This is a genomic window from Glaciibacter superstes DSM 21135 (assembly GCF_000421145.1).
Classification (GTDB): Bacteria; Actinomycetota; Actinomycetes; order Actinomycetales; family Microbacteriaceae; genus Cryobacterium; species Cryobacterium superstes.
This window is the reverse complement of sequence record NZ_ATWH01000013.1, coordinates 152,405-174,198: the sequence shown is the minus strand read 5'-3', so window position 1 is coordinate 174,198 and position 21,794 is coordinate 152,405. Positions and strand designations below refer to the sequence as shown.

General features: G+C 64.3%; 30 protein-coding genes and 2 riboswitches. Of the genes, 16 read left to right on the top strand and 14 right to left on the bottom strand.

Translation table 11 applies throughout. The annotated features are described in order from the left end of the window. Positions 1-13: 13 nt before the first annotated feature. Entirely contained in the window at positions 14-385 is a 372-nt protein-coding gene (gcvH, locus tag K323_RS0118380) for a glycine cleavage system protein GcvH (RefSeq protein ID WP_026851829.1), read from the bottom strand. Positions 386-432: 47 nt separating this feature from the next. Further along, positions 433-1,587 (bottom strand): glycine cleavage system aminomethyltransferase GcvT, encoded by a 1,155-nt coding sequence (gcvT, locus tag K323_RS0118375; RefSeq protein WP_022886727.1) that lies wholly within the window; start codon positions 1,585-1,587, stop codon positions 433-435. 71 nt (positions 1,588-1,658) lie between these two features. Next, positions 1,659-1,755: riboswitch (glycine riboswitch) on the bottom strand. 1 nt (position 1,756) lies between these two features. Beyond that, positions 1,757-1,854, bottom strand: a riboswitch (glycine riboswitch). Positions 1,855-2,145: 291 nt separating this feature from the next. On the opposite strand from gcvT, the gene K323_RS0118370 reads away from it, so the two are divergent. The 3 genes from K323_RS0118370 (at position 2,146) to K323_RS27170 (ending at position 5,215) form a co-directional block, all read left to right on the top strand. Continuing rightward, positions 2,146-2,745, top strand: coding sequence for a DUF6220 domain-containing protein (locus tag K323_RS0118370; protein ID WP_022886726.1), 600 nt, complete (start codon positions 2,146-2,148; stop codon positions 2,743-2,745). Then, a complete protein-coding gene (locus tag K323_RS0118365) occupies positions 2,742-4,697 on the top strand; it encodes a multicopper oxidase family protein (RefSeq protein ID WP_022886725.1) in 1,956 nt (651 codons plus the stop codon). Before K323_RS0118370 ends, K323_RS0118365 begins: the two co-directional genes overlap by 4 nt. Positions 4,698-4,771: 74 nt before the next feature. Continuing rightward, a complete protein-coding gene (locus K323_RS27170) occupies positions 4,772-5,215 on the top strand; it encodes a hypothetical protein (protein ID WP_022886724.1) in 444 nt (147 codons plus the stop codon). Positions 5,216-5,233: 18 nt separating this feature from the next. Here the strand turns inward: K323_RS27170 and K323_RS0118355 are convergent, their stop codons facing one another. The 3 genes from K323_RS0118355 to K323_RS0118345 form a co-directional block, all read right to left on the bottom strand. Then, complete coding sequence (locus K323_RS0118355; RefSeq protein ID WP_022886723.1) at positions 5,234-5,713, bottom strand: DUF6790 family protein; 480 nt, start codon at positions 5,711-5,713, stop codon at positions 5,234-5,236. Between the two features lie 95 nt (positions 5,714-5,808). Further along, positions 5,809-6,252, bottom strand: coding sequence for a type II toxin-antitoxin system VapC family toxin (locus K323_RS0118350; RefSeq protein WP_022886722.1), 444 nt, complete (start codon positions 6,250-6,252; stop codon positions 5,809-5,811). A gap of 28 nt (positions 6,253-6,280) precedes the next feature. Further along, on the bottom strand, positions 6,281-6,616 hold the full coding sequence (locus K323_RS0118345; RefSeq protein WP_022886721.1) for an HNH endonuclease signature motif containing protein: 336 nt from the start codon (positions 6,614-6,616) through the stop codon (positions 6,281-6,283). Positions 6,617-6,874: 258 nt separating this feature from the next. Between K323_RS0118345 and K323_RS0118340 the strand changes: the two genes are divergently transcribed. After that, a complete protein-coding gene (locus K323_RS0118340; protein ID WP_022886720.1) occupies positions 6,875-7,447 on the top strand; it encodes a GNAT family N-acetyltransferase in 573 nt (190 codons plus the stop codon). A gap of 78 nt (positions 7,448-7,525) precedes the next feature. On the opposite strand, the gene K323_RS30715 is transcribed toward K323_RS0118340, so the two are convergent. After that, entirely contained in the window at positions 7,526-7,660 is a 135-nt protein-coding gene (locus K323_RS30715) for a hypothetical protein (protein WP_022886719.1), read from the bottom strand. 114 nt (positions 7,661-7,774) lie between these two features. On the opposite strand from K323_RS30715, the gene K323_RS0118330 reads away from it, so the two are divergent. Next, the gene (locus K323_RS0118330) at positions 7,775-8,164 is read left to right on the top strand and encodes a barstar family protein (RefSeq protein WP_022886718.1); all 390 of its coding nucleotides are present in this window, start codon (positions 7,775-7,777) and stop codon (positions 8,162-8,164) included. Positions 8,165-8,183: 19 nt separating this feature from the next. Here K323_RS0118330 and K323_RS0118325 read toward each other — a convergent pair whose 3' ends face one another. From K323_RS0118325 to ychF, 5 genes are all read right to left on the bottom strand, one after another. Next, positions 8,184-8,531, bottom strand: a complete 348-nt coding sequence (locus K323_RS0118325; RefSeq protein WP_022886717.1) for a TfoX/Sxy family protein — start codon at positions 8,529-8,531, stop codon at positions 8,184-8,186. Positions 8,532-8,545: 14 nt separating this feature from the next. Then, positions 8,546-8,905, bottom strand: coding sequence for a nuclear transport factor 2 family protein (locus K323_RS0118320; RefSeq protein ID WP_022886716.1), 360 nt, complete (start codon positions 8,903-8,905; stop codon positions 8,546-8,548). Positions 8,906-8,945: 40 nt separating this feature from the next. Further along, on the bottom strand, positions 8,946-9,389 hold the full coding sequence (locus K323_RS0118315) for an SRPBCC family protein (RefSeq protein WP_425402290.1): 444 nt from the start codon (positions 9,387-9,389) through the stop codon (positions 8,946-8,948). Beyond that, positions 9,373-9,711, bottom strand: coding sequence for an ArsR/SmtB family transcription factor (locus K323_RS0118310; protein ID WP_022886715.1), 339 nt, complete (start codon positions 9,709-9,711; stop codon positions 9,373-9,375). Before K323_RS0118310 ends, K323_RS0118315 begins: the two co-directional genes overlap by 17 nt. Before the next feature lie 164 nt (positions 9,712-9,875). Continuing rightward, complete coding sequence (gene ychF, locus K323_RS0118305; protein ID WP_022886714.1) at positions 9,876-10,949, bottom strand: redox-regulated ATPase YchF; 1,074 nt, start codon at positions 10,947-10,949, stop codon at positions 9,876-9,878. A gap of 85 nt (positions 10,950-11,034) precedes the next feature. Between ychF and K323_RS27165 the strand changes: the two genes are divergently transcribed. Continuing rightward, entirely contained in the window at positions 11,035-11,652 is a 618-nt protein-coding gene (locus tag K323_RS27165; protein ID WP_022886713.1) for an exonuclease domain-containing protein, read from the top strand. 166 nt (positions 11,653-11,818) lie between these two features. On the opposite strand, the gene K323_RS27160 is transcribed toward K323_RS27165, so the two are convergent. Further along, the gene (locus tag K323_RS27160; RefSeq protein WP_022886712.1) at positions 11,819-13,138 is read right to left on the bottom strand and encodes a DNA recombination protein RmuC; all 1,320 of its coding nucleotides are present in this window, start codon (positions 13,136-13,138) and stop codon (positions 11,819-11,821) included. A 174-nt stretch (positions 13,139-13,312) separates the two neighbouring features. Beyond that, positions 13,313-14,299: a class II fructose-bisphosphatase gene (gene glpX, locus K323_RS0118290; RefSeq protein ID WP_022886711.1), complete on the bottom strand. Its 987-nt coding sequence runs from the start codon at positions 14,297-14,299 to the stop codon at positions 13,313-13,315. A 211-nt stretch (positions 14,300-14,510) separates the two neighbouring features. On the opposite strand from glpX, the gene fbaA reads away from it, so the two are divergent. From fbaA to K323_RS30915, 6 genes are all read left to right on the top strand, one after another. Beyond that, a complete protein-coding gene (gene fbaA, locus K323_RS0118285) occupies positions 14,511-15,536 on the top strand; it encodes a class II fructose-bisphosphate aldolase (RefSeq protein WP_022886710.1) in 1,026 nt (341 codons plus the stop codon). 17 nt (positions 15,537-15,553) lie between these two features. Further along, entirely contained in the window at positions 15,554-16,531 is a 978-nt protein-coding gene (locus K323_RS29075) for a class I SAM-dependent methyltransferase (RefSeq protein ID WP_022886709.1), read from the top strand. After that, positions 16,518-17,072: a DUF6264 family protein gene (locus K323_RS29895; protein ID WP_022886708.1), complete on the top strand. Its 555-nt coding sequence runs from the start codon at positions 16,518-16,520 to the stop codon at positions 17,070-17,072. Before K323_RS29075 ends, K323_RS29895 begins: the two co-directional genes overlap by 14 nt. Positions 17,073-17,155: 83 nt before the next feature. Beyond that, positions 17,156-17,413, top strand: a complete 258-nt coding sequence (locus K323_RS0118270; protein WP_022886707.1) for a FitA-like ribbon-helix-helix domain-containing protein — start codon at positions 17,156-17,158, stop codon at positions 17,411-17,413. Between the two features lie 32 nt (positions 17,414-17,445). After that, positions 17,446-17,571 carry a hypothetical protein gene (locus K323_RS30710; RefSeq protein ID WP_281170170.1) on the top strand — a complete coding sequence of 42 codons (126 nt, stop codon included), beginning with the start codon at positions 17,446-17,448 and terminating at the stop codon, positions 17,569-17,571. 23 nt (positions 17,572-17,594) lie between these two features. Beyond that, on the top strand, positions 17,595-17,798 hold the full coding sequence (locus tag K323_RS30915; protein ID WP_425402289.1) for a type II toxin-antitoxin system VapC family toxin: 204 nt from the start codon (positions 17,595-17,597) through the stop codon (positions 17,796-17,798). Positions 17,799-17,838: 40 nt separating this feature from the next. Here K323_RS30915 and K323_RS0118260 read toward each other — a convergent pair whose 3' ends face one another. Continuing rightward, positions 17,839-18,879 (bottom strand): 4-hydroxy-3-methylbut-2-enyl diphosphate reductase, encoded by a 1,041-nt coding sequence (locus K323_RS0118260; protein WP_026851822.1) that lies wholly within the window; start codon positions 18,877-18,879, stop codon positions 17,839-17,841. Between the two features lie 88 nt (positions 18,880-18,967). Here K323_RS0118260 and xseA point away from each other — a divergent pair, with 88 nt between their 5' ends. Genes xseA through K323_RS0118240 form a run of 4 tightly spaced genes read left to right on the top strand, consistent with a single transcriptional unit; the run spans position 18,968 to position 21,765 of the window. Further along, positions 18,968-20,182, top strand: coding sequence for an exodeoxyribonuclease VII large subunit (xseA, locus tag K323_RS0118255; protein WP_022886705.1), 1,215 nt, complete (start codon positions 18,968-18,970; stop codon positions 20,180-20,182). Between the two features lie 26 nt (positions 20,183-20,208). Then, positions 20,209-20,433: an exodeoxyribonuclease VII small subunit gene (locus K323_RS0118250; RefSeq protein ID WP_022886704.1), complete on the top strand. Its 225-nt coding sequence runs from the start codon at positions 20,209-20,211 to the stop codon at positions 20,431-20,433. Between the two features lie 10 nt (positions 20,434-20,443). Beyond that, the gene (locus K323_RS0118245; protein WP_022886703.1) at positions 20,444-21,097 is read left to right on the top strand and encodes a DUF4245 domain-containing protein; all 654 of its coding nucleotides are present in this window, start codon (positions 20,444-20,446) and stop codon (positions 21,095-21,097) included. After that, positions 21,094-21,765 (top strand): carbonic anhydrase, encoded by a 672-nt coding sequence (locus K323_RS0118240; protein WP_022886702.1) that lies wholly within the window; start codon positions 21,094-21,096, stop codon positions 21,763-21,765. Before K323_RS0118245 ends, K323_RS0118240 begins: the two co-directional genes overlap by 4 nt. The last annotated feature ends 29 nt before the right edge of the window (positions 21,766-21,794 follow it).

Below are 21,794 nucleotides of genomic sequence, written 5' to 3'. Positions count from 1 at the left end.
GGTTTCGTCGCGGCTATTCGCCGACGATGGCGGAGTACTCGTCGTAGCTGAGCATGGTGGGCAGCGCCGTGAAGGCGACCTTGACCAACCAGCCTTCGCCGAATGGGTCTGTGTTCACCAGCTCAGGGCTGTCGACGACAGCGTCGTTGATCGCGGTGATGGTGCCGTCGAACGGCGCGAAGAGCTCGCCGACTGATTTGGTCGACTCGATCTCACCGACGACTGTGCCGCCTGATATCTCTGTGCCCACTGCGGGGAGTTCGACGAAGACGACATCGCCGAGTTTCTCTGCCGCGTACGCGGTGATGCCGATGGTGGCTTCGTTATCCGCCACCTGCACCCACTCGTGCTCTGCGGTGTATTGGAGCGTGGTCTTGTCAGCCATGGTGTGTCCTTTCGATGGGGCTATGAAGGTGTCGTCAACGGCGTTCATTACTTCTGGCGTTTGTAGAACGGGAGGGGAACCACGGTCACCGGAACCCGGGTTCCGCGGATGTCGACGAAGAGGCCGGTTCCTGGCTGGGCGAGCGCAGGAGCAACGTAGGCCATGGCGATGGGATGCCCGAGGGTCGGTGACAGCGCACCGCTGGTGATCTCGCCCTCGGGTTCCGGAGCATCGGCAGAGTGGAAGACCTGGTAGCCGGCCCGGCCTGCGCGTTTTCCCTCGCCGCTCAGTCCGACGAGCACGCGGGCATCGGCTCGCGGTCCTTCTTCGCTTGCGGCGCGACCGATGAAGTCGGTCTCCTTGGCCAGGTTGACGACACGGCCGAGCCCCGCCTGGGCGGGAAACAAGGTGGCGTTCAACTCGTGCCCGTAGAGCGGCATGCCCGCCTCAAGGCGGAGCGTGTCACGGCTCGCGAGGCCGGCGGGAACGAGATCGTGCGCGGCACCCGCGGTGGTGAGGGCGTTCCAGAGGGCCGTGGCGGCATCCGTTCCGAGATACAACTCGAAGCCGTCTTCTCCGGTGTAGCCGGTGCGGGCGATGAGAAGCGGCACTCCGTTGAAAACCGCATCCGTCGCCCGGTAGTACTTCAGCTCGTCGAGCGGCGAGCCCAGGTCGGTGATTCCGGATGTCGCCTGGGCGATGGCGCGCGCGGCCGGTCCTTGCACGGCGATGAGCGCGTAATCGTCGCTTTGGTCGTCGACCGTGACGTCAAAACGAGCTGCCCGGTTGGTGAGTGCGTCGGCGGCGGCGAAGCGGTTGCCGGCGTTGGCGACGACGAGAAACTCACTCTCCCGAAGCCGGTAGACGACGAGGTCGTCGATGATGCCGCCTGCCTCGTTGAGCAGGAGGCTGTACTTCGCCTGCCACAGGTCGATGGTCGAAATCTTCCCCGCGAGGGCATAGTCGAGAAAAGCACCGGCATCCGGCCCGCTCACCACGATCTCGGCCATGTGAGAGAGGTCGAACAGCCCGGCGGCGGTACGCACCGCGTGGTGCTCGGCGAGGTCGCTCGAGTAGCGCACCGGCATCTGCCAGCCGGCGAAGTCGGTGAAACTGGCGCCGGCATCGACATGGGTCTGATGCAGGGGCGAGTAGCGTTCGGTGTTGCTTGGGTTGGTACCGGGTTCAGGGGCCGAGGTCATGAGTTCTCCGGGTCGTCGCCGGGCGGATGCCGGACGAGATTCTCCGAGACCCGGTCGGGTCCCGTGGGAACTCCCCCTCTGTCATCCGGCCTGAGAGCTTCACCGCGCATAAAATGCTCGCGCGACTTTCACCTTGGGCGAGCCGTGTGCGGCTGCTTTTCAGAGTGGCCAGTTCGATGCGGTACGCGTACCTGAGAGATTGTCGGGGAGGATTGCTCCTTCGGTGCCGGTCCGTCCTGCGACGACCGGCTCTCCCGCATCGGCCTATGTGGCCCTGTATTCACTTGTGACTGTGCACCTCCAGCATAGCGGCACCGCACACGGTGTCAGCGGCATCGCAGGCTGCATCGCAGGCGATGTCGACGGCCCAGCACACGCTGTCCCCGAACCTGCTGCCGGCGAGCTACCGAACCCCCTATGCCTCAGGTACCCCCATACTCCCGACTGGGGAGTACCTAATTTCGCGAGGAATCATCGCCTAGTCGACACCTGAGGTGTAATCTGCTCGCCACCCGGCACATGAACCGGTGTGTTGGATCTTCCTCGAAGGAGTCCCTGATGCGCAAGGTATTCGCTGTTGTCACCACTCTGCTCACTGTTGCCGTCGTGCTGCAGTTCTATTTCGCCGCGATGGGCGTCTTCAGCCTGCCGGAGGAGGAGCTGTTCGCCATCCACGGCACGAACGGACGTGTCGTCGTTGCGCTCCTCGCCTTGCTTACCCTGATCGCTGCACTGCTGGCCAGAGCAGGGAAGAACACCATCTGGCTCAGCGTTCTTCCGCTGGTACTCGTGCTGTTCCAGACGGTGCTGTTCATCATCACGTCGTCGATCTTCAACGTCAGCGAGGAGAGCGCTGAGATTCCCATTGGCGCAACCATCATGCTGGGCTTCCACGGTCTGAACGGAGTGGCGATCCTCTGGATCAGTGCCGTGCTGACCAAGCGGGCGTGGCGCCTCGCAAGTGGCCGCCCGGCCACAGACCGCGCGCCGCGCGAACGCGATTCCATCGCAACGGAGCCGGTGTCGCGCGACACGGTTTCCGACCCCGTCGCCACCGGTCCCCTCACCACCGACACCGAAGCTCCACCCCGTGTCGCCGGAGCGGGCAGACCGACCAGCACCGGAACGGCGACGGGAACTCCCACCATCGTTCCGTGACCGGGTTTGGGCTGCTCGCCATCGACCTCGCGGTGGCCGTCCTCACCGCGGGTTCGTGGCTTGCAGGGTCGGTGATCGCGGGAGGGCTCCTCGCCGGACCCTCCTCACCGACGCGTGGTCGACTGGTGCTCGGCCTGGCCATTGCCGGCGTGCTGGGCGTCGCCGGCCAGGCGGTTCTCGGTGGGCGGCTCGCCACGCATGACTGGTCGTTCGCGCAGGAGAAGCTGCTTTTCGCTCTTCCCCTCTCGGCCGTCGCAGCGCTTGTCGCGGTTGCCGTGGCCGGCCGTCCGCTTGTCGCTGCGGTGCGCGGTCACCGTAGCGCCCTGCGCCCGATCGTTCCAACCGTGCTGGTCGGCGCCGCTGCCGCCGGGGTTGCCGGCATCCTGGCCAGGATGCTTGTCGGCTATCCTCTCGGCATTGTTCCGGCGGTGTCGTTGCTGGCGCTCACGGTGCTGGCGACCTGGCTCTCCTACGCGCAGTTCGCGCAGCTGGGGAGGCGGCTGGTCAGCGGAATAGCCGCGTTGACGGCTCTCGTGCTGGTGGCATCCGTCGGCCTGAGCTGGTTCGGAAGTGTCGCGGTGCCCGGTGCACTTGCGGAAACACACGCACACGGCCCTGCCACGCACGGCCCCGCCGCGCCTGCGCCTGCAGAGTCGGCTGGAGTCTCGGTCGAGGAGCTGCGCACTCCGGAAGACGCGCCGGGAGCCGTGCAACGATTTGAGCTCACGGCGCAGCAGCAGAGCATCACCCTCGCGTCTGGGGCCAACGTTTCAGCGTGGACATACGGATCGATGCCTGGACCGGAGATTCGCGTCACCCAAGGCGATCTCGTCGAGGTGGAGCTGCGCAACAGGGACATCGACGCCGGCGTGACGATCCACTGGCACGGATACGACGTGCCGAACGGCGAGGACGGGGTCGCGGGCGTCACGCAGGACGCGGTGCTGCCCGGCGAGGCTTTCACCTATCGTTTCGTGGCGGACGAAACTGGCACGTATTGGTATCACACCCACCAGGTCTCCTCCGATGGTGTGAAGAGGGGCCTGTTCGGAACGCTGGTCGTACTGCCGACAGACGGTATAGCCGAGAACCTCGACGTAACCGCGCCGTTGCGCACCCTGGGCGGTTCGGTGATCCTGGGCGAATCAGACCGGGCGGAGGCGCTCGATGTTCCTGCGGGCGAATCCGTGCGGCTGCGTCTGGTCAACACCGACCAGGTGCCGCATCGCTTCCGCCTCGACGGCGTCGCCTTCACAGTTGTCGCCGCTGATGGCCGGGATCTCGCCGGCCCAAAGCCGGTCGCCGGGAAGGCGTTGCGAGTTCCGGCCGGCGGGCGACTCGACGTGTCGTTCGAGGTGCCGGACTCCGGTGTTTTGTTGACGACGGATGCCTCCTCCCGGGCGTCGCTGGCCTTGTCACCGGGCGGAAAGGTCGTTCCGCGCTCGGATTCGGCTGTCGGCGACCTGGATCTGCTCGATTACGGCGCGCGTGGCGCTGTCGCATCCCTCACCGGCCCCAACCGCGTGGAAGCGAAGATGGTGCTCGACCGTGATCCGCGATTCCTGCACGGTCTTCCTGCGTACGGCTACACAGTCAACGGTGAGGTCTACCCCCACATCCCGAGTATTGAGGTCGACGAAGGGGACGTGGTTCGGCTCACGGTTGCGAACCGCGGCTGGGAGACGCACCCGATGCATGTGCACGGCCATCACGTGCTTGTCGTCTCACGCGACGGCATCCGTTCGACAGGTTCGCCACTCTGGCTGGACACATTTGACGTGCAGCCCGGCGAGGTCTGGGTCGTCGAGGTCACGGCGGACAATCCCGGCATCTGGATGGACCACTGCCACAATCTCGAGCACGCGGCAGAGGGAATGATGATGGCCCTGGCTTATCGAGGAGTTACCAGCCCGTTTGAGGAAGGCGGACTTCACGGCAATCGCGCCGAATAGGTCTCCCTAGCGGGTTTGTGTCGAGGGGAGTTAACTGGGAGAACTCGATATCTCCGCAGAGAGGCGGATCACACATGGATACCAACCTGCTCATCTGGATCGTCGTCGTTGTTGTGGTGATCATCATCATCGTGATCGCCGTCTTCGCGTCGCGTCGAAGCCGCGAGGCGAGAGTCGAGGCAAACCGCCACCAGGCCGCCGATTTGCGGGAGAAGGGTGCGGACGCAGACCTGGCCGCGCGCGAGCGCGAGGCAGATGCGGCACGCGCGAGAGCCGATGCGGAACAAGCGCGCGTCAAAGCGGAACGGCTGAGTCGCGAGAGCTCAGAGCGCCAATCGGATGCCGAGAGCGCGCGGGTCGAAGCCGAGCAGCAGTTCAAGCGAGCGGATGACGTTGACCCGGACGTCGACGCGCACGGCAACGTGAAGGCGAACCGTGACGCCGACCCGAACATGCGCCCGGACGCCGATCCGAACGTGCGTCCGGGCACCGATCCCGACAGCGGGCGCACTCTGTAGCGACGCCAGCCGTTGACTCTAAGCCTGCAACGACGTGACCAGGGTGACGGTCAAGAAAGCCGCAAGCACGACGCACCCGAAGATATCGGTGTAGGTATCGAGGGCTTCCATGGGGTTCTTGTTCTTCTTCGCGACGTGACGGAATCCGGCGAGCCCGAGGAATATGGCACCGGCCAGTGCGGCAGGAACGATCCAATCGGGAAGCCACAACGTTGCGACGAGTCCCACCGCGCCCATCGCAACGTTGGCAAAGCCCAACTCCTGCACGATTTGGTCTGCACCCGAGTTCCTGGTGCCGAGGATGCTCTGCGAGGTGAACTGCGGACGGAAGATCTGGCTCACGCCGGCCGTGAACAATCGCACCCCGACTACCCAGAAGACGAACCAGTTGCCGATGCTCGACCAGAGGTCGATTGTTCCCGCAGTGCGGACGAGGTCGAACACCACGCCAGCGATGGGCAGAACGACCATGAGCAAGATGATGAGCAGCCTGTACACGTTTTGTCTCCTCTGCCGGCACCGTCAGTCGTCGTCCCAATAATGGCAGATCCGGTCTCGTCGTTTGGAGTGCGAGCGCCAGCGGGTCAGGCCAGTCAGTTCTGGTGCGCGACTCCGAGTCGTTGCGCTGCAGCAACCAGGGGCTTATCGCTCGTCCACATCCTCGTGCCAGGCGCAAGCATGACGGAGGCCAGCAGGTGAGCATCGACGAGACTCAACCCTTGACCGAATAGGGCATGCCGATCGATGAATCGATTGACTTCGTCGTGCGTGGCTGCAGGTGTCGACGGGAGGTTCGACAACAGTTCGACGAAGCTCGCTCGGTTGCGAATGGAACCGAGCGAGAGCTCAGCAATGACCATCGGATGCTGAACCACTACAGACCGGTCGAGCGCGCCTCCCAGCTCAGGGTCGGTCTTGTGCAGGTGATCGATCCACACTGACGTGAGGGCGCAACGATTCGTTGCTCGCTCGAGTGCCTGGTGGCGTCGCTCATGGGCTCCGATTTCAAGCGCCGGATCGGGGCGCGAGCGAAGCATGCGTCTCGAACTCACCTCGCGTCGTTCGTCAGTTGTGGGCGGTTTCACCTCCGTGGTTCCAGTCTTCGCTGTGGTCGATGTCGCAGCCGGCGGCTTGTCGGTTGCAGCCGGGGAACCGGCAGGTCCCGTCGCGCAGCTGGAGCATTCTCCGCAGGTCGGCCGGCACCTGGTAGCGGTCTCTGCCCACGGAGAGCACCACCCCCGTTTCGGGATGGGTCAGGATCCTGACGAACGACGGGCATTTTGCGGCGAGGTCGCGGGCGGTGTCCGGGTCGATGGGTCCGTACCCGTTGAGGTTCCCCTGTTCCTCCGACATACCCAGCAACGTGAGAGCGGGGACGGTGACGAACACGTCGGGTGTCACACCCCGGAACCGGGCCGTCGTCGCCTGTCCGGCAGTGCTGTTTGAGAAGGAATGGGGCGGATACTCCCGCCTATCTGGCCGACCTCGATGGGTACCTCTGGGAGATCGCGTTCAATCCCTCAACTGCGATAATGCAGGTTGATATGAACCGGCGTTTGCATTTGACTTGATCCAGGCGCTGGGGCGAAATCGACAGCCGTGAGGATGCCGACCAGGTGAACCAACCATCCAGTTGGCTGAGCGAAAGCGGGGGTGACAATGATCGAGGTGAAGCCGGCCAGCGACTTTGATGACATGGCGACGATGTTCGCGCCGAAGAAGCCGGAATCGTCAGTGTGTTGGTGCCTGTCATGGCGGCTTGGCTCAAAGGAGAACCGGGAACTGAAGGGCACCGAACGGGCGAACAAAGTGCGGCAATTGTGCGCGCGTGAAGTCGCGCCCGGCGTACTCGCGCACCGTGACGGGGAGGTCGTCGGCTGGGCTGGGATCGCGCCTCGCGCTGAGCTTCATCCGTTCGCGAATTCAAGGAAGATCCCGCATATCGACGACCTGCCCGTCTGGTCGCTCTGGTGCATCCGAGTGCGCCCTGGTTTCCGCAAACAGGGCATCACGGGCGCGCTCATCGAGGGTGCCGTTGAGTACGCACGGGCATCCGGGGCACCTGCTGTCGAAAGCTACCCCGCCGACAACGCCGACCAGAGGGTCGACCTCACCATGGCCTTCGTCGGCACGCGCAGCATGTTCGAACGGGCCGGCTTCACAAAAGCAGCCGACACCGACTCCGTCTCAGGTGGTATTCCGCGAATCCTTATGCGACGGATGCTCGACTGACACCGGGCCTCGCTGCCCAGTGCGACCCAGGGTGGTCAGTGCCATCAACCTCCGTGTCATCACCTCCGACCGAAACGGTTAGACGCCCTCGCGAACGGAGCCGTTGCGCTCGGCGGAGCGCAGCACCGCGATCACGTCGGTGCCGTAGCCCTTGGCACGGGCTGACGGCAGCAGCCCCAGTCCGATGCGCGAACTCGGAGCCGACGGCGCCACCTCGGATCGAGTCTTCCCAGGCGACGTGTTCTATCGCGAGACGGACGACGGTCTCTGCGTGCTCGACGTAGTGTGGTCAACTGTCGTGAGCAGATGAAGGAAGGAATTCGACCGATGAAGCAGTACCGAATCGACGGTGCAGAGGTGCACGGTATCGCCGACCTGTACGAGCAGCTCAACCGAGAGCTGATGGCAGACCAGGACTGGCGCCTCGGGTCGAGCCTGGATGGGTTCAACGACATCCTCCACCGGGTAGACGGCGAGATTCGCGAGGGCGATCCGGCTACGTTCGTCTGGACCGACCACGCCCATAGCCGTGATGCGCTCGGGTTCGATGAGACGCAGCTGTGGCTGCAGAACAAGTTGTCACGACCGCATTCCTTCGATCAGCAACGCATCCAGTCGGATCTCGACGGCCTGCGGAACGGACTCGGAAAGACTTACTTCGAGCTCATTCTCGAGGTCTTCGCGGATCACCCGCTCATCGAGCTCCAGCTACGCTGATCCAGCAACTGAAATGCGTTCATCGGCTACCTCCGGTCACGGCTCGGTTGTATTCCATGGCGACCTCGAACCAGAAGGCAAGGTTCTCGTCGTCGCTAATCGATTCGGCGGCGACTTCGATCCAGCCGGGTCCCATTTCGCGCCCGGCTCCCATCTCGGCCTGTACCGCTCCATGATGACTGACCAGTTCTTCGTGCTGGTCGGCAGCGACGCGAACCAGCAGCCCGCCATCTTTCAGGGCACTGAGGATCATCTTCTCGTTGACCATGAACGATCGACCGCCGAACATCGACACCTCGCGCATTATCGGCTCATCTGTGACCAGATCTCGGAGTCGTTCGATCAGCGCATTCTGCGCGGTTGTCATCAGAGCCTCCGGCGTCAGTCCGGTTCGGGCGGGCCGTACGAGAGCCGGTCGAAGATCAGTATGCTCTCGCTGATCTTGCCGTCTTTGATCGTGAAACACTCAGCAGCCGGAGTCGCCGAGGTCCCTGCGGTCTGCGGGTAGTAGAAGAGTGCGACACGATCTCCGTCGGTGAACTCGGCGATATCGGCCACACCGATGAGGGCGGGCGCGAACCCGGCGATGAAGTCCTGGTAGGCGGCTTTGCCGTTCAAGTCGATGCCCGGCGCGCGGCAGGTGATGCCGTCGGCGACATAGATCATGGCGTGCTCGACGTCGCCGCTCGTCCAGGCGCGATGGTAACTCTTGACGATGTCATACGCGGATATCTGTGTCATGGAAACTCCCTCGTTCTCTCAGCGGTTGATTTCGGGGCATTCAGGCACCCAGGGGGCGCCAGTCATCGGGCCCGGCGACACCGCCGGAACCTGAGATAGCGAGACGGGGCAGGAAATGCACCCACCCGTTGGCGTGCCCGGGTACCTCAGTATCGGGCAGTTCCGAGTGGATGAGCTCGAGCCTGGTTCCACTGCTAATCGCGGTGAGTCTGAACTCGACCGTCGACGCCCCGGCGGGAAGTACCTCGCTTCCTGCAAAGCCCCAAGAGACCACCACTCGGCTCGGGTAGTCGACATGGAGAAATTCTCCTCGAACCGGGTACCCGGAGATATCGACGGCGAACCTGCCGCCCGGCCTCGCGTCGAGTTCGGCATACTGGCCCATCCATGCGGTCATCCCCGAGTTCGTGGTCAGGTAGTGGAACACCGTCTCCGGAAGGGCTTCGATGTCGATGGAGTCCCGGAACTCAGCCAAGATCCGCACCCTCCGGTGCCTCGATGACGGCTTTCAGCGCTGAAAGCTTGCTCGGCCAGAAGTCGTCCAAGTAAGAGCGCACCGCCGCCAGACCGTCCGTGTCCACTGCGAACAGGTGGCGCGTGCCCTGACGGGTGCCGACAGCGAGCCCTGCCTCTCGGAGAACTCCGAGGTGGTGGGAGGTCGTCTGTTGCGACAGTCCGACTTCCTCTGCGATGGAACCCACCGGACGCGGAACAGAACGGATCGCCCGCAGGATCGCCCGTCGATTCCCGTCGGCAAGCGCCCGCAACGCCAGGTCAAGCTCAGCAGCAGACTCTGCACCCATCATTTGCCGCCTCTCTACCGATCTTCGTCACCATAGCACAAATGAACATTTGTACTTATGGTTATGCGTATACAGCTCCTTTTGTATGCGAAAAAGGGCTCGCACCCGAGAGGTACGCAACAACACCTGGACTCTTCCGCGCACGCGCATCCGTCGCCCTGCAGAAGCTAGACGTTGAAGCGGAACTCCACCACGTCGCCATCTTGCATGACATAGTCCTTGCCCTCCATACGGGCCTTGCCCTTTGCACGCGCCTCGGCGACAGAACCCGTCTCAACGAGGTCATCGAAGGAAATGACTTCGGCCTTGATGAAGCCCTTCTGGAAGTCGGTGTGAATCACTCCGGCCGCCTGCGGCGCCGTCCAGCCCTTGTGGATCGTCCAGGCACGGGTCTCTTTCGGCCCGGCCGTCAGATAGGTCTGCAACCCGAGGGTGTCGAAGCCGATGTGCGCGAGCTGATCCAGGCCACTCTGCTCCTGGCCGGTCGAGGCCAGAAGCTCCGCCGCATCCTCCGCGTCGAGCTCGATGAGCTCGGACTCGAGCTTGGCGTCGAGGAAGACCGCGTGAGCCGGAGCAACCAGGTCGGCCAGGGTCTTCAGCCTGGCGGCATCCTGCAGCACTGCCTCGTCAACATTGAACACATAGATGAACGGTTTGGCTGTGAGCAGGCCGAGTTCGCTGATCGGCTCGAGGTCGATCGTCGCCGACGACAGCGGCTTACCCGAGTCGAGAATCGCCTGTGCGGCCTTCGCCGTGTCGAGCACGACAGGCTCCATCTTGCGACCCTTGACCTCTTTCTCGTAACGCGAGACGGCCTTCTCCAGGGTCTGCAGGTCGGCCAGGATCAGCTCAGTATTGATCGTCTCCATGTCACCGGCCGGATTCACCGCACCGTCGACGTGCACAACATCCGGGTCGTCGAACCCGCGAATGACCTGCGCTATCGCATCGGCCTCCCTGATGTTCGCGAGGAACTTGTTGCCGAGCCCCTCCCCCTCGCTCGCGCCACGCACAATGCCGGCGATGTCAACAAACGACACTGGAGCGGGCAGGATCCGTTCGCTGCCGAAGATACCGGCCAGGGTGTCCAGCCGCGGGTCCGGCAGGTTCACCACACCGACGTTCGGTTCGATCGTGGCGAACGGATAGTTCGCCGCGAGCACCTGGTTTTTGGTCAGCGCGTTGAAGAGGGTGGACTTGCCAACATTGGGCAGTCCGACGATTGCAATAGTGAGAGCCACGGTCCTCTAGCGTACCGGCTCACGGATGTCGCGCTTGTGGCCAGCCCTGCACGGAAGCGTCGGTGGCGCGTGAGACCATAAAAACGTGCCCCTGAACTTCACCGCCATCGACTTCGAGACCGCCAACTCCTCGAGCGCATCTGCCTGCTCGGTCGGGCTGGTGAAGGTGCGAGACGGGCGCGTGGTCGACCGGGTCAGCTGGTTCATCCAGCCTCCTCTCGGGCACGACGAGTTCTTGGAATGGAATACCCGCATCCACGGCATCAGGGCGACGGATGTTGTCGGTGCCGCCTCCTGGGGCCAGCAACTACCCGACCTGGTCGCGTTTGCCGACGGCGATCACCTGGTTGCCCACAATGCCGGGTTCGACCTTGGAGTGATCAAGACTGCGTCCACTGTCGTGGGTCTTCCGGTGCCCGACTTCAACTACGTGTGCAGCCTGCAGGTGGCCCGGCGCACCTACCACCTCGACTCCTACCGGCTGCCGGTCGCTGCGATGGCAGCCGGCTTCGAAGACTTCGCCCACCACGACGCCCTCGCCGATTCAGAGGCGTGCGCCGCGATCATGATCCACGCGGCGAAACGCCACGAGGCCGACACCATCGAGCAGCTCGCACACATCACCAGGGTGAAGGTCGGTGTCATCGGCCCGGTCGCCACCGAGGCCCACGCAGCCGTGCACGGCCCGATGGCACTCACCTGAGCCGCGGCCCACATCGCCGGGGCGCGCCATTAACGCGCGCATGCGCCATGCGCGCATGGCGCATGCGCGCGTAAGTGGCGCATCGTGGTGGGAAGTTGGAATAGCACCCGGGCTGGCGCGACGCCCGGTGCGGGACGATTCCCGGCTTGGACGAGGGCGCAACCGGCTATTCGTTGACCGCGCGCGGTCCGCGTTCGAGTTCAGCGACAAATTCGAACGCCACGATCTGGCGCGGGGTCTCCTCGATGCCGGCGAGTGGTGCAAGTACCTTCGACTCGTCGAGCGCGTTGAGCTTGCGTGCTGTCGGAAGTACCTGGCGTTCCATCGACCCGACGAAACCGTTATAGTCCTTTACCGTTCTCTCGATCGATCGGCCGAGCTTCTCGATGTGACCGGCCGTCGTGGCGAGGCGCGAGTACAGCTCCTTGCTGAGATCGAAGAGCAGCTTCGCGTCTTCTGTGAGCACATCCTGCTGCCAGCTGAATGCGACTGTCTTCAGCACAGACCACAGCGTGACCGGCGAAGCCAGTGCAACGCGCTTCGAGAACGCGAACTCCATGATCGACGGGTCTGCCTCGAGAGCAGACGACACCAGTGACTCGCTCGGGATGAACGCGACCACCAGTTCGGGAGAGGCATCGAGGCCTTGCCAGTACGCCTTGCTGCCGAGCGCCGTGATGTGATCTCGCACGGCTTTCACGTGCGCCTTCATGAAGGTGTCGCGCTGAGCTCCCTCAACACCAACTGCAGTGGCCGGAATCTGACTCGCCTCGAGGAAAGCGGTGAACGGAACCTTGGCGTCGACGGCGATGTTCTTGCCGCCGGGCAGGTGCACGACCATATCCGGGCGACCGGCGCCGGCATCGGAACTGATGCTCGACTGCACGTCGAAGTCCACGCGCTCGATAAGGCCGGCGGCCTCAACAACGCTCCGCAGCTGGGTCTCCCCCCATACGCCGCGCGTGCTGTTGGCTCGAAGTGCTGACGCGAGCGATTCGGCAGTGCTGCGCAGCCGTTCCTCTGACTCGGTCGCGCTCCGCAACTGCTCGCTCAATTCACCGTGCTGCAGGCTGCGCTGCGACTCGAGTTCGGTGACCTTCTTCTGCATGTCCTGCAGGCTCTCCTTCACCGGAGACAGAGCCTCGAGAACCTTGCTCTCCGCCCGGTCACGCTCCGTGCGGGTCTGCTGGTCCACGCGCTGGCGCTCTGCCAGTTCGCGGAATTGCTGCTGCGCATCCTGAATCTGAGTGCGCATGCCGTCAGCGGTGGCCTGCATCGACGCGAGTTCTTCGCGAAGCAGGGACTGCACAGCGTTCTCCCGTGCCCTGACCTCAGCCAGCTCGACCTGGTGGCGCGCCTCGATGACCGCAACGTTCTCGGCAGAGGGCGACTCGGCACGGCGACGCTGGAGCACGACAACGGTTGCAAGCACGCCGACAACGGCGCCGACAACAACGCCGATGAGGAGAAGCATCAGTGGATCCATGCGGCAAGTGTGACACCGGCCACCGACACCGACGTCAGTCTCGTGCGCCGTTTCGCGTGTTCACCATCGTGAGGGGACACAAAACGCTCGAAAATCGGCCGGAAGGGAGCACTTTGCGACCCCTCAGGCCCAGCCTGGCACAAAGTAGGCCCAGCCAAGCCGGATGCCGCGCTGCTAGACCCACTTCTCGGCGAGGTGCTCGGCGATCACGCGCCTGGCCGTTCCGGTGCGCGAGCGCAGCACCAGGCTCTCCGTGCGAATCATCGGCCCCTTGCGGCGCACACCGTTAACCAGGGCGCCGTCGGTGACGCCGGTGGTGACGAAGAAGGTGTTGTCGCCGCTGACCATGTCATCGATCTCGAGAAGTTTGTCGACGTCGAGACCGGCATCAATGGCCCTGGCGCGTTCCGCGTCGTCGCCCGGCGCGAGCCGGCCCTGCATGAATCCGCCGAGCGCTTTGAGCGCGCACGCAGTGGTGATGCCCTCAGGGCTTCCACCGATCCCGACGCACATGTCGATGCGGCTCTCATAACGGGCCGCGTTGATTCCGCCCGCGACATCACCGTCAAGGAGCAGCCGGGTGCCGGCACCCGCGCTGCGGATCGCGTCGATGAGTCCTTCGTGCCGCGGTCGGTCAAGCACCGCGATGCTCAGTTCACCGACCGCCTTGCCGGTGGCCTTTGAGTACTCACGGATGTTGTCGCCGATCGACTGGTCAAGGCTGACCACACCGCGACCCGCTGCGCCGGTGACGATCTTGTCCATGTAGAAAACGGATGACGCGTCGAGCATGGTGCCCCGGTCGGAAACGGCGATCACCGAGAGCGCATTCTGGCGTCCTGCTGCGGTGAGACTGGTGCCGTCGATGGGGTCGACGGCGATGTCGCAGGCCGGGCCGCGCCCATTGCCGACACGTTCGCCGTTGAAGAGCATCGGCGCCTCGTCTTTTTCCCCTTCGCCGATGACGATGATTCCGTCGAAATTGACGGTGCCGAGGAAGGCGCGCATCGCGTCGACTGCCGCGCCGTCTGCCGCATTCTTGTCGCCCTTGCCGATGAATGGCGCCGAACGAATGGCCGCCGCCTCCGTTGCGCGGACCAACTCCATAGCGAGGTTTCGGTCGGGGTGCGTGTAGAGTGCGGCGGTGTCGGTGCTGATCACAGATGGTCCTTCCCGGACGAAGCGTGTGGCAGTGGCGGGGCCCGTCTTTGGGCCGGCACCGGTGTTCCGGAGCCGCCGTTCACAGCTTATCGTGACGAGGAACCGGCAAGGCGGTCCGAGTGCACAGCGGCACCGCCGCTTGCCCGGCCCCGCCTGCAAGACCGCGTCGGTAGTATTGAACAACCCAGCCGGATACATCCCAGGAGACGTCATGCCTATCGCAACCCCAGACCAGTACGCAGAGATGCTGAACAAGGCCAAGGCGAAGGGGTTCGCCTACCCGGCATTCAACGTGTCGTCGTCGCAGACGATCAACGCCGTACTCCAGGGGCTGACCGAAGCCGGCTCAGACGGCATCATCCAGGTCACCACCGGCGGTGCAGACTACTTCGCCGGCCACACCGTGAAGAACCGGGCATCCGGAGCCCTCGCCTTCGCCCGGTACGTACACTCCGTGGCCGACAACTACCCGGTCACCGTGGCGCTCCACACCGACCACTGCCCTAAGGCTGCGCTCGATGACTTCGTCCTCCCGCTCATCGCCGCTTCGGAAGAAGAGGTCAAGGCCGGCCGCAACCCGATCTTCCAGTCCCACATGTGGGATGGTTCGTCGGTTCCTCTCGGCGAGAACCTCGAAATCGCCACCGACATGATCAAGCGCACCAAGGCGATCAACGCCATCCTCGAAGTCGAGATCGGTGTTGTCGGCGGCGAGGAAGACGGCGTCAGCCACGACATCAACGAGCACCTCTACACCACGCTCGACGACGCCAGCGCGATGGTCGACGCCCTCGGACTCGGCGAGAACGGCCGTTACATGGCCGCCCTCACCTTCGGCAACGTACACGGCGTGTACAAGCCAGGCAACGTGAAGCTGCGCCCGGAACTGCTCAAGGACATCCAGGACGGCCTGGCGGCCAAGTACAGCACGGATGCCAAACCGCTCGACCTGGTCTTCCATGGCGGTTCCGGCTCGACCGATGCCGAGATCGCCGAAGCCGTCGCCAACGGCGTCGTCAAGATGAACGTCGACACCGACACGCAGTACGCCTTCACCCGCTCCATTGCGGACTACATGTTCAAGAACTATGACAGCGTGCTCAAGGTCGACGACGAAGTAGGCAACAAGAAGTTCTACGACCCGCGCGCCTGGGGCAAAGTCGCCGAATCGGCCATGGCTGCGCGCGTCGTGGAGGCGACCAGGCAGCTCGGCTCCGCCGGTCACTCCGGAAACTGACCGTCGACAGAGAATCCATGAGCGAGACATCGGCGTACTCGGGCCACCAGTTCACACCTGAAGCCCGCAACAACAGCTGGTCGAACATGTACGGCTTCGTCCCAGATGGCGGTCGTGTGCTCGACGTTGGCTGCTCTGTCGGCAATTTTGGGGAAGCACTCGAACGACTGAAGGGTTGCACTGTCGTCGGTGTCGACCTCAACGCCGATGACATCGCGATCGCGGCGACCCGCCTGTCAGAGGCGTACGTCCTCGACGTCAGCGATGCCGAGGCGATCGGCGTTCTCGGCACGTTCGACGCGATACTGTTCGCCGATGTGATCGAGCATCTTGTTGACCCGCGTGCGACCCTGCGGACGATCCGCTCACTGCTGAACCCCGGCGGCATCGTGGTGTATTCGATCCCCAACATGGGGCACCTGTCTGTGCGCCTCGACCTTTTGGAAGGCCGATTCCCATATACGGAAACAGGCCTCCTCGACAAGACGCACCTGCACTACTACGACGCTCACGAGATCGAAGACGTCTTCACGGCAGCCGGGTTCGGCATCATCGAGGAGGAGCCGGTTGTCGCCGGTTACCCACGCGGCTGGATCGATGACCGGCTTGTTCGCCTCGGCCTCACGGCATCCGACGAGTTCTTTGCCGCGCTCGATGAATCGGAGAGCAACGTCTTCCAGTACGTCGGCGTGGCAATTCCCCTTTCCGGACTCCCCCGGAATCCGGCTCCCCCCGTTCGCAAGGTCATGCCGGTGGACGAGCTGCTCAACTACGCCAATGAGATCACGATGGAGAACGAGCACCTCAAGAACACGGACGACTTGAATGTGGAACTCATCGCGGCCAAGGCCGAGTTGAGCCGAACGCAGGACGAGCGGGACGCGATTCGCCACGAGTTCGTGGCGCTGCGGGACCATGTCGCGTTCGTGAAGAGGCATCCATTCGCCTTCCTCAAACGCACGATCGACGGACGGTTACGACGTGGGCGCAGATAACGACACACCGGACGAGCGGGACACACGGCCCCGCCCGAAGTACGGCGAGCTCGCTCCGGAAGGGTGGACCTGGAAGCCGCCGAAGGATGCCGCCCCGCCGCAGGTCCCTACTCCATCGACGCCGCCACCTGCGCCGAGGCAATCGCCTGCCGGCACGGCCAAACGTCAACCAGGCTCCGTGCCGTCGTGGGACCGTCCACTCACACTCGGATTGCTCGTGTTCGGCCTCTTCGGCGCGTTCTTCGCCGTGTCGCTGCTCGGCGCCGTGCCCGATGCCGTTCAAGTGCTTTACACGCAACAGGACCTCGGGGACTACACGCCGCATCCGTCGGTCAGTGGCCTGATCACTGCGGGTGGGATCACCCAGACCGTGATCTGGCTGGTCACGGCCGCGGTGTCGATCCTGCTCCTCGTGCGCGGTAAAAGAGCGTTCTACGTTCCGCTGCTGGGCGGGGTCATTTCGTTCGTCGTCATCTTCGTCTTCCTGACGATAGTGCTGGCGACCGACCCTACCCTGATCGACTTCTACAGCCAGCCCTGATCTCCAGGCGCCACAGCCATGGATGCGGACGCTCCACGGCGGCATGCATACAGAATGTATGTCAAGTGACCTATCATGGATGCATGAATTCCCTGTTGCAGATCCGAAACGTGCCTGACGAGACGCGCCGGGCACTGAAAGCGCGTGCCGCTGCGAAGGGCGAGTCCCTGAACACGTATCTGCTAGAACTCGTCGAACGCGAGGTCGCTCGACCGACGATCGCTGAGGTACTCCACCGTGCGGCCAGCCGGGCGGAGCAGTCGAACAGGTCCGCACTCGAGGTGCAGGCTGCGGCTCGTGTGGATCGGGACGAGCAACTGGTACGGCCGTCCCGCGCGTGATCGTGGTAGACAGCGCCGCAGTGGTTGACGCGTTGACCAATCTGACGGGAACCGACGAGCTGCGCGCATACCTGGCCGCAGAGGAACTGCACGCGCCGAGCTTGCTCGACTATGAGGTCGTTTCTGCCGTGCGCGGGCTCACCCTTGGGGGCACCTGAGCGCGGCACGAGCACAGGATGTATTGACCGATTTCGAGGACCTGCCAATCCGACGATGGCCGTCCGCCGACGCTCTGCGGCGACGTGTGTTCCAGTTGCGCGACAACATTTCGGCGTACGACGCGGCGTATGTCGCGTTGGCCGAAGCCTTGGGCTGCCCACTTCTGACGCGTGACTCACGGCTCGCCAAGTCCAGCGGACACAGCGCCCGAATCGACGTGCGGTAAGGGGCATCCGCTCGTGCGCGGCCGCATTAGCCGCGCGGGGTCAGTCGTTCGAACGGGTTCGACCGCCGAGGGCGCGGGCGTCCTGGGCGCCTGAGCGACCCTTCCGCAGTTCCTTCGGCAGCGAGAAGATCAGGTCTTCCTCCGCAGTCTTCACCGGATGCACGTCGCCATACCCGGCGTCCGCGAGGTCGGCCAGTAACTCCTGCACCAATTCCTCGGGAACGGATGCCCCGCTGGTCACACCGACCGTGGCCACACCGTCGAGCCACTCCTGCTTGACCTCGCTCGCATAGTCCACTCGGTAGGCTGCCTTCGCACCGTATTCCAGGGCCACCTCGACCAACCGGACGGAGTTCGACGAGTTCGCCGAACCGACAACGATGACCAGATCGGCGTCCTTGGCCACCTTCTTGATCGCAACCTGGCGGTTCTGCGTGGCGTAGCAGATGTCGTCACTCGGCGGGTCTTGCAGGTTGGGGAATCGCGCACGCAAGCGTCGTACAGTCTCCATGGTCTCGTCGACGCTCAGCGTCGTCTGCGACAACCAGACCACCTTGTTTGGGTCTCGCACCTCGATGGTGTCCGCCTCATCGGGGCTTCCGACGAGTGTCGTGTGCTCCGGGGCCTCACCGGCCGTGCCCTCGACTTCTTCGTGCCCCTCGTGGCCGATGAGCAGGATCTCAAAATCGTCGCGGGCGAAGCGCACGGCCTCACGGTGCACCTTGGTGACCAGGGGGCAGGTGGCATCGATGGCCTGGAGGCCTCGATCGGCAGCGGCATTCACAACCGCCGGGGACACACCATGCGCGCTGAAGACGATGTGCGAACCCGGCGGTACCTCGTCGACTTCTTCGACGAAGATGGCGCCCTTCTTCTCGAGCTCGGTCACGACATGGATGTTGTGCACGATCTGCTTGCGCACATAGACCGGCGAGCCGTAGTGCTCGAGGGCCTTCTCGACCGCGATCACGGCCCGATCAACCCCTGCGCAGTAGCCTCGCGGGGCCGCCAGCAGAACCCTCTTCTGTCCGAGGACCGGGGTATCCTTGAGCCGGCCCCTGGTACTGGGGATCCTGGGCATTCCGAGGCCGATCACGGCTGATTGGGTACTGGTGGTCACAGATCAAGTCTACGCGCGCACGCCTGTGCAACCTGTGGGAGGAACAACGATGACGGATGCTGCGCCCACCCAGGCGACGCCCTGGCCGGTCGCCCTGCTCTCGAGCAAGATCCGCGGTTACATCGAGCGTCTCGGCACCGCGTGGGTCGAGGGCGAAGTCACCCAGTGGGGCGTGAGCGGCGGCAACGTCTACGGCAAGCTGAAAGACCTCAGCGAGGATGCGACGGTCAGTTTCACGATCTGGTCTTCTGTGCGCTCCCGGCTCTCTGAGGAGTTCAAGCAGGGTGACCGGGTGATCGCCCTGGTGAAGCCGAACTACTGGGTCAAGGCGGGCACCCTCACCATGCAGGTGTTCGAGCTGAAGCATGTCGGCCTCGGCGACCTGCTCGAGCGGCTGGAACGGCTGCGCAAGCAACTCTCCGCGGAGGGCCTGTTCGACCGCTCTCGCAAGCAGTCTCTGCCGTTCCTCCCCCACTGCATCGGCCTCGTCACCGGAAAGGACTCCGACGCCGAGAAGGACGTCATTCGCAATGCCCAGCTGCGCTGGCCCGCCGTCGACTTCCGGGTGGTGCACGCTGCCGTGCAGGGTGACCGGGCGGCCGGAGAGGTGACCGCCGCCATCCGTCGCCTCGACGACGACCCGGAGGTGGACGTGATCATCGTGGCCCGCGGCGGCGGAGACTTCCAGAACCTGCTCGCCTTCAGCGACGAGACCCTCGTGCGTGCCGCGGCCGCCTGCCGCACACCGCTCGTCAGCGCGATCGGGCACGAGGCCGACCGCCCGCTCCTCGACGATGTCGCCGACCTGCGCGCATCGACCCCGACTGACGCCGCCAAGCGTGTCGTCCCCGACGTGAGCGACGAACTCAACCGCGTGCAGCAGGCCAGGGCACGCCTGAGCACCCGGCTCACCGGCATCCTCGCCACCGAGGTCGACCGTCTCACGCAGCTCCGGTCGCGTCCGGTGCTGAGCGGCTCAAGCTGGATCGTCGACACCCGGGCAGAGGAGCTCACCCGCTACGTCTCGCGCGGCGCAGAATTGACGGGCCGGCTCCTCGAACGCGCGGGCACCGTTGTGGTCGATCTTCGCTCCCAGTTGCGCGCGCTTTCGCCCCAGGGAACACTCGATCGCGGGTATGCCATCGCCCAGCTGCCAGACGGTCATGTGCTCCGAGAACCTGACCAGGCGCCGGCCGGCACCGAGCTGGTCATCACACTTGCCCGCGGCACCGTGAATGCAGCATCCACGGCCGCGCAACAGTAGGGCGGCCGCCAAATAGAATGGAAACCATGACTGCGCCAACCGAGGACACCAGCGCCCTGAGCTACGAGCAGGCGCGCGACGAACTCGTGCGCGTGGTCGCCGAACTGGAGCAGGGGTCATCAACGCTCGAACAGTCGCTCGCCCTCTGGGAGCGCGGCGAAGCACTCGCGAGGCGATGTGAGGAATGGCTGATCGGCGCGAAGGCCAGGCTCGAGGCCGCCCGCGCCGGCCAGGCCGACGCCGCAGAATGAGTGCCGTAGAATGAGTGCCGCTCGGCGGTCCCCCCGCGTCGTCGCCGAAGTCGGCCGACCTGAAACACCTGACGAGACAGCGGCCAGGAAGGCCGAGGGCTCGAGGCTCTATCGCACGCGCAAAACCGTCAACAACCTCGTACTCTCGCTCCTGGCAGTACTCGCTGCGGTTCTGGTCATCGTGCTGATTGTGCCGCGTAGCGACACACCGCTCACGCGCGACGTCGACTACCACCAGGTCGCCCTGCAGACCCAGCCCAGCGTGGATGTGCCCCTCGCCGACCCCGAGTTGCCCGCGACGTGGCGATCCAATTCGGCCGAATGGCGCACCGGCGGCAGCGGAGGCGTTCCGTCGTGGTACGTCGGATTCCTGACTCCGGCCGACGACTTCATCGGGATGACCCAGGCGGTCGAACCGAACTCGACCTGGCTCGCCGATCAACTCCAGAACCAGCCGGCGACGGAGACCAGCACCATCGAAGGCGTCACCTGGGACGTGTACCGCAACCAGGCGCCAGAAGAGGACCGGGGCAATTTCACCACCGCGCTCGTCACGAGCTCTGGCGACAGCACCTACCTGCTGATCGGCACGGCAGAGCGCACCGAATTTGATGCCCTGGCGAGCGCGCTCGCCGAGAGCATCCTGACGAATGGCGAACGATGACAACAGAACCGACAACAGTCCCCGAACAATCTGTGCTCACATCTCCGGCCAAGGCCTGGCAGGAGATGCGTAGAGGCAACGAACGGTTCGTCACCGGTACACCGCGGCACCCCCGGCAGGATGTGGACCGCCGCAACGAGCTCGGCAGCACCCAGACCCCGCACGCCGCCCTGTTCGGCTGCAGTGACTCGCGCCTGGCCGCCGAGATCATCTTCGACAAGGGACTTGGTGACCTTTTCGTCATCCGTAACGCCGGCCAGGTCATCTCGTCGTCTGTGCTTGGCTCGCTCGAATACGCGGTCGGAGTTCTGAACGTGCCGCTGATCGTTGTTCTCGGACACGACGAGTGCGGAGCGGTCAGGGCTGCCATCGAATCCCAGGCGGCAGATGCGCCGGCGCTTCCGGTGCACATCGACCGCATCATCCAGAAGATCGTGCCCGCCGTTCGGCGGGTCACCGGGGCGACGGATGCGACGCCGATCGACCCGGAGGCCGTCGACGCGACGCTCGTGGGCCGGGTACACCTGCGCGACACCATCACCGAGATGCTGGAGCGCTCCGAGATGATCAGCTCCGCCGTCGCAGAAGGTACATTGGCTATCGTCGGCGCGAATTACAGACTGTTCGAAGGACGCGCAGAAGCCGACACCGTGGTCGGCATCGTCTAGACGAAGGCGCCTACAAAGCGGCACCCGCC

Coding starts and splice junctions, on each gene's coding strand:
- K323_RS0118320 (WP_022886716.1), bottom strand. CDS start 8,905: ATGACACAGATATCCGCGTATGACATCGTCAAGAGTTACCATCGCGCC.
- K323_RS0118250 (WP_022886704.1), top strand. CDS start 20,209: ATGACTGCGCCAACCGAGGACACCAGCGCCCTGAGCTACGAGCAGGCG.
- xseA (WP_022886705.1), top strand. CDS start 18,968: ATGACGGATGCTGCGCCCACCCAGGCGACGCCCTGGCCGGTCGCCCTG.
- K323_RS27170 (WP_022886724.1), top strand. CDS start 4,772: ATGGATACCAACCTGCTCATCTGGATCGTCGTCGTTGTTGTGGTGATC.
- K323_RS0118325 (WP_022886717.1), bottom strand. CDS start 8,531: ATGACAACCGCGCAGAATGCGCTGATCGAACGACTCCGAGATCTGGTC.
- K323_RS0118310 (WP_022886715.1), bottom strand. CDS start 9,711: ATGATGGGTGCAGAGTCTGCTGCTGAGCTTGACCTGGCGTTGCGGGCG.
- K323_RS0118350 (WP_022886722.1), bottom strand. CDS start 6,252: ATGCTTCGCTCGCGCCCCGATCCGGCGCTTGAAATCGGAGCCCATGAG.
- gcvH (WP_026851829.1), bottom strand. CDS start 385: ATGGCTGACAAGACCACGCTCCAATACACCGCAGAGCACGAGTGGGTG.
- K323_RS0118340 (WP_022886720.1), top strand. CDS start 6,875: ATGATCGAGGTGAAGCCGGCCAGCGACTTTGATGACATGGCGACGATG.
- fbaA (WP_022886710.1), top strand. CDS start 14,511: ATGCCTATCGCAACCCCAGACCAGTACGCAGAGATGCTGAACAAGGCC.
- K323_RS27160 (WP_022886712.1), bottom strand. CDS start 13,138: ATGGATCCACTGATGCTTCTCCTCATCGGCGTTGTTGTCGGCGCCGTT.
- K323_RS29075 (WP_022886709.1), top strand. CDS start 15,554: ATGAGCGAGACATCGGCGTACTCGGGCCACCAGTTCACACCTGAAGCC.
- K323_RS0118270 (WP_022886707.1), top strand. CDS start 17,156: ATGAATTCCCTGTTGCAGATCCGAAACGTGCCTGACGAGACGCGCCGG.
- K323_RS0118260 (WP_026851822.1), bottom strand. CDS start 18,879: ATGCCCAGGATCCCCAGTACCAGGGGCCGGCTCAAGGATACCCCGGTC.
- K323_RS0118240 (WP_022886702.1), top strand. CDS start 21,094: ATGACAACAGAACCGACAACAGTCCCCGAACAATCTGTGCTCACATCT.
- K323_RS0118330 (WP_022886718.1), top strand. CDS start 7,775: ATGAAGCAGTACCGAATCGACGGTGCAGAGGTGCACGGTATCGCCGAC.
- gcvT (WP_022886727.1), bottom strand. CDS start 1,587: ATGACCTCGGCCCCTGAACCCGGTACCAACCCAAGCAACACCGAACGC.
- K323_RS0118245 (WP_022886703.1), top strand. CDS start 20,444: ATGAGTGCCGCTCGGCGGTCCCCCCGCGTCGTCGCCGAAGTCGGCCGA.
- K323_RS0118370 (WP_022886726.1), top strand. CDS start 2,146: ATGCGCAAGGTATTCGCTGTTGTCACCACTCTGCTCACTGTTGCCGTC.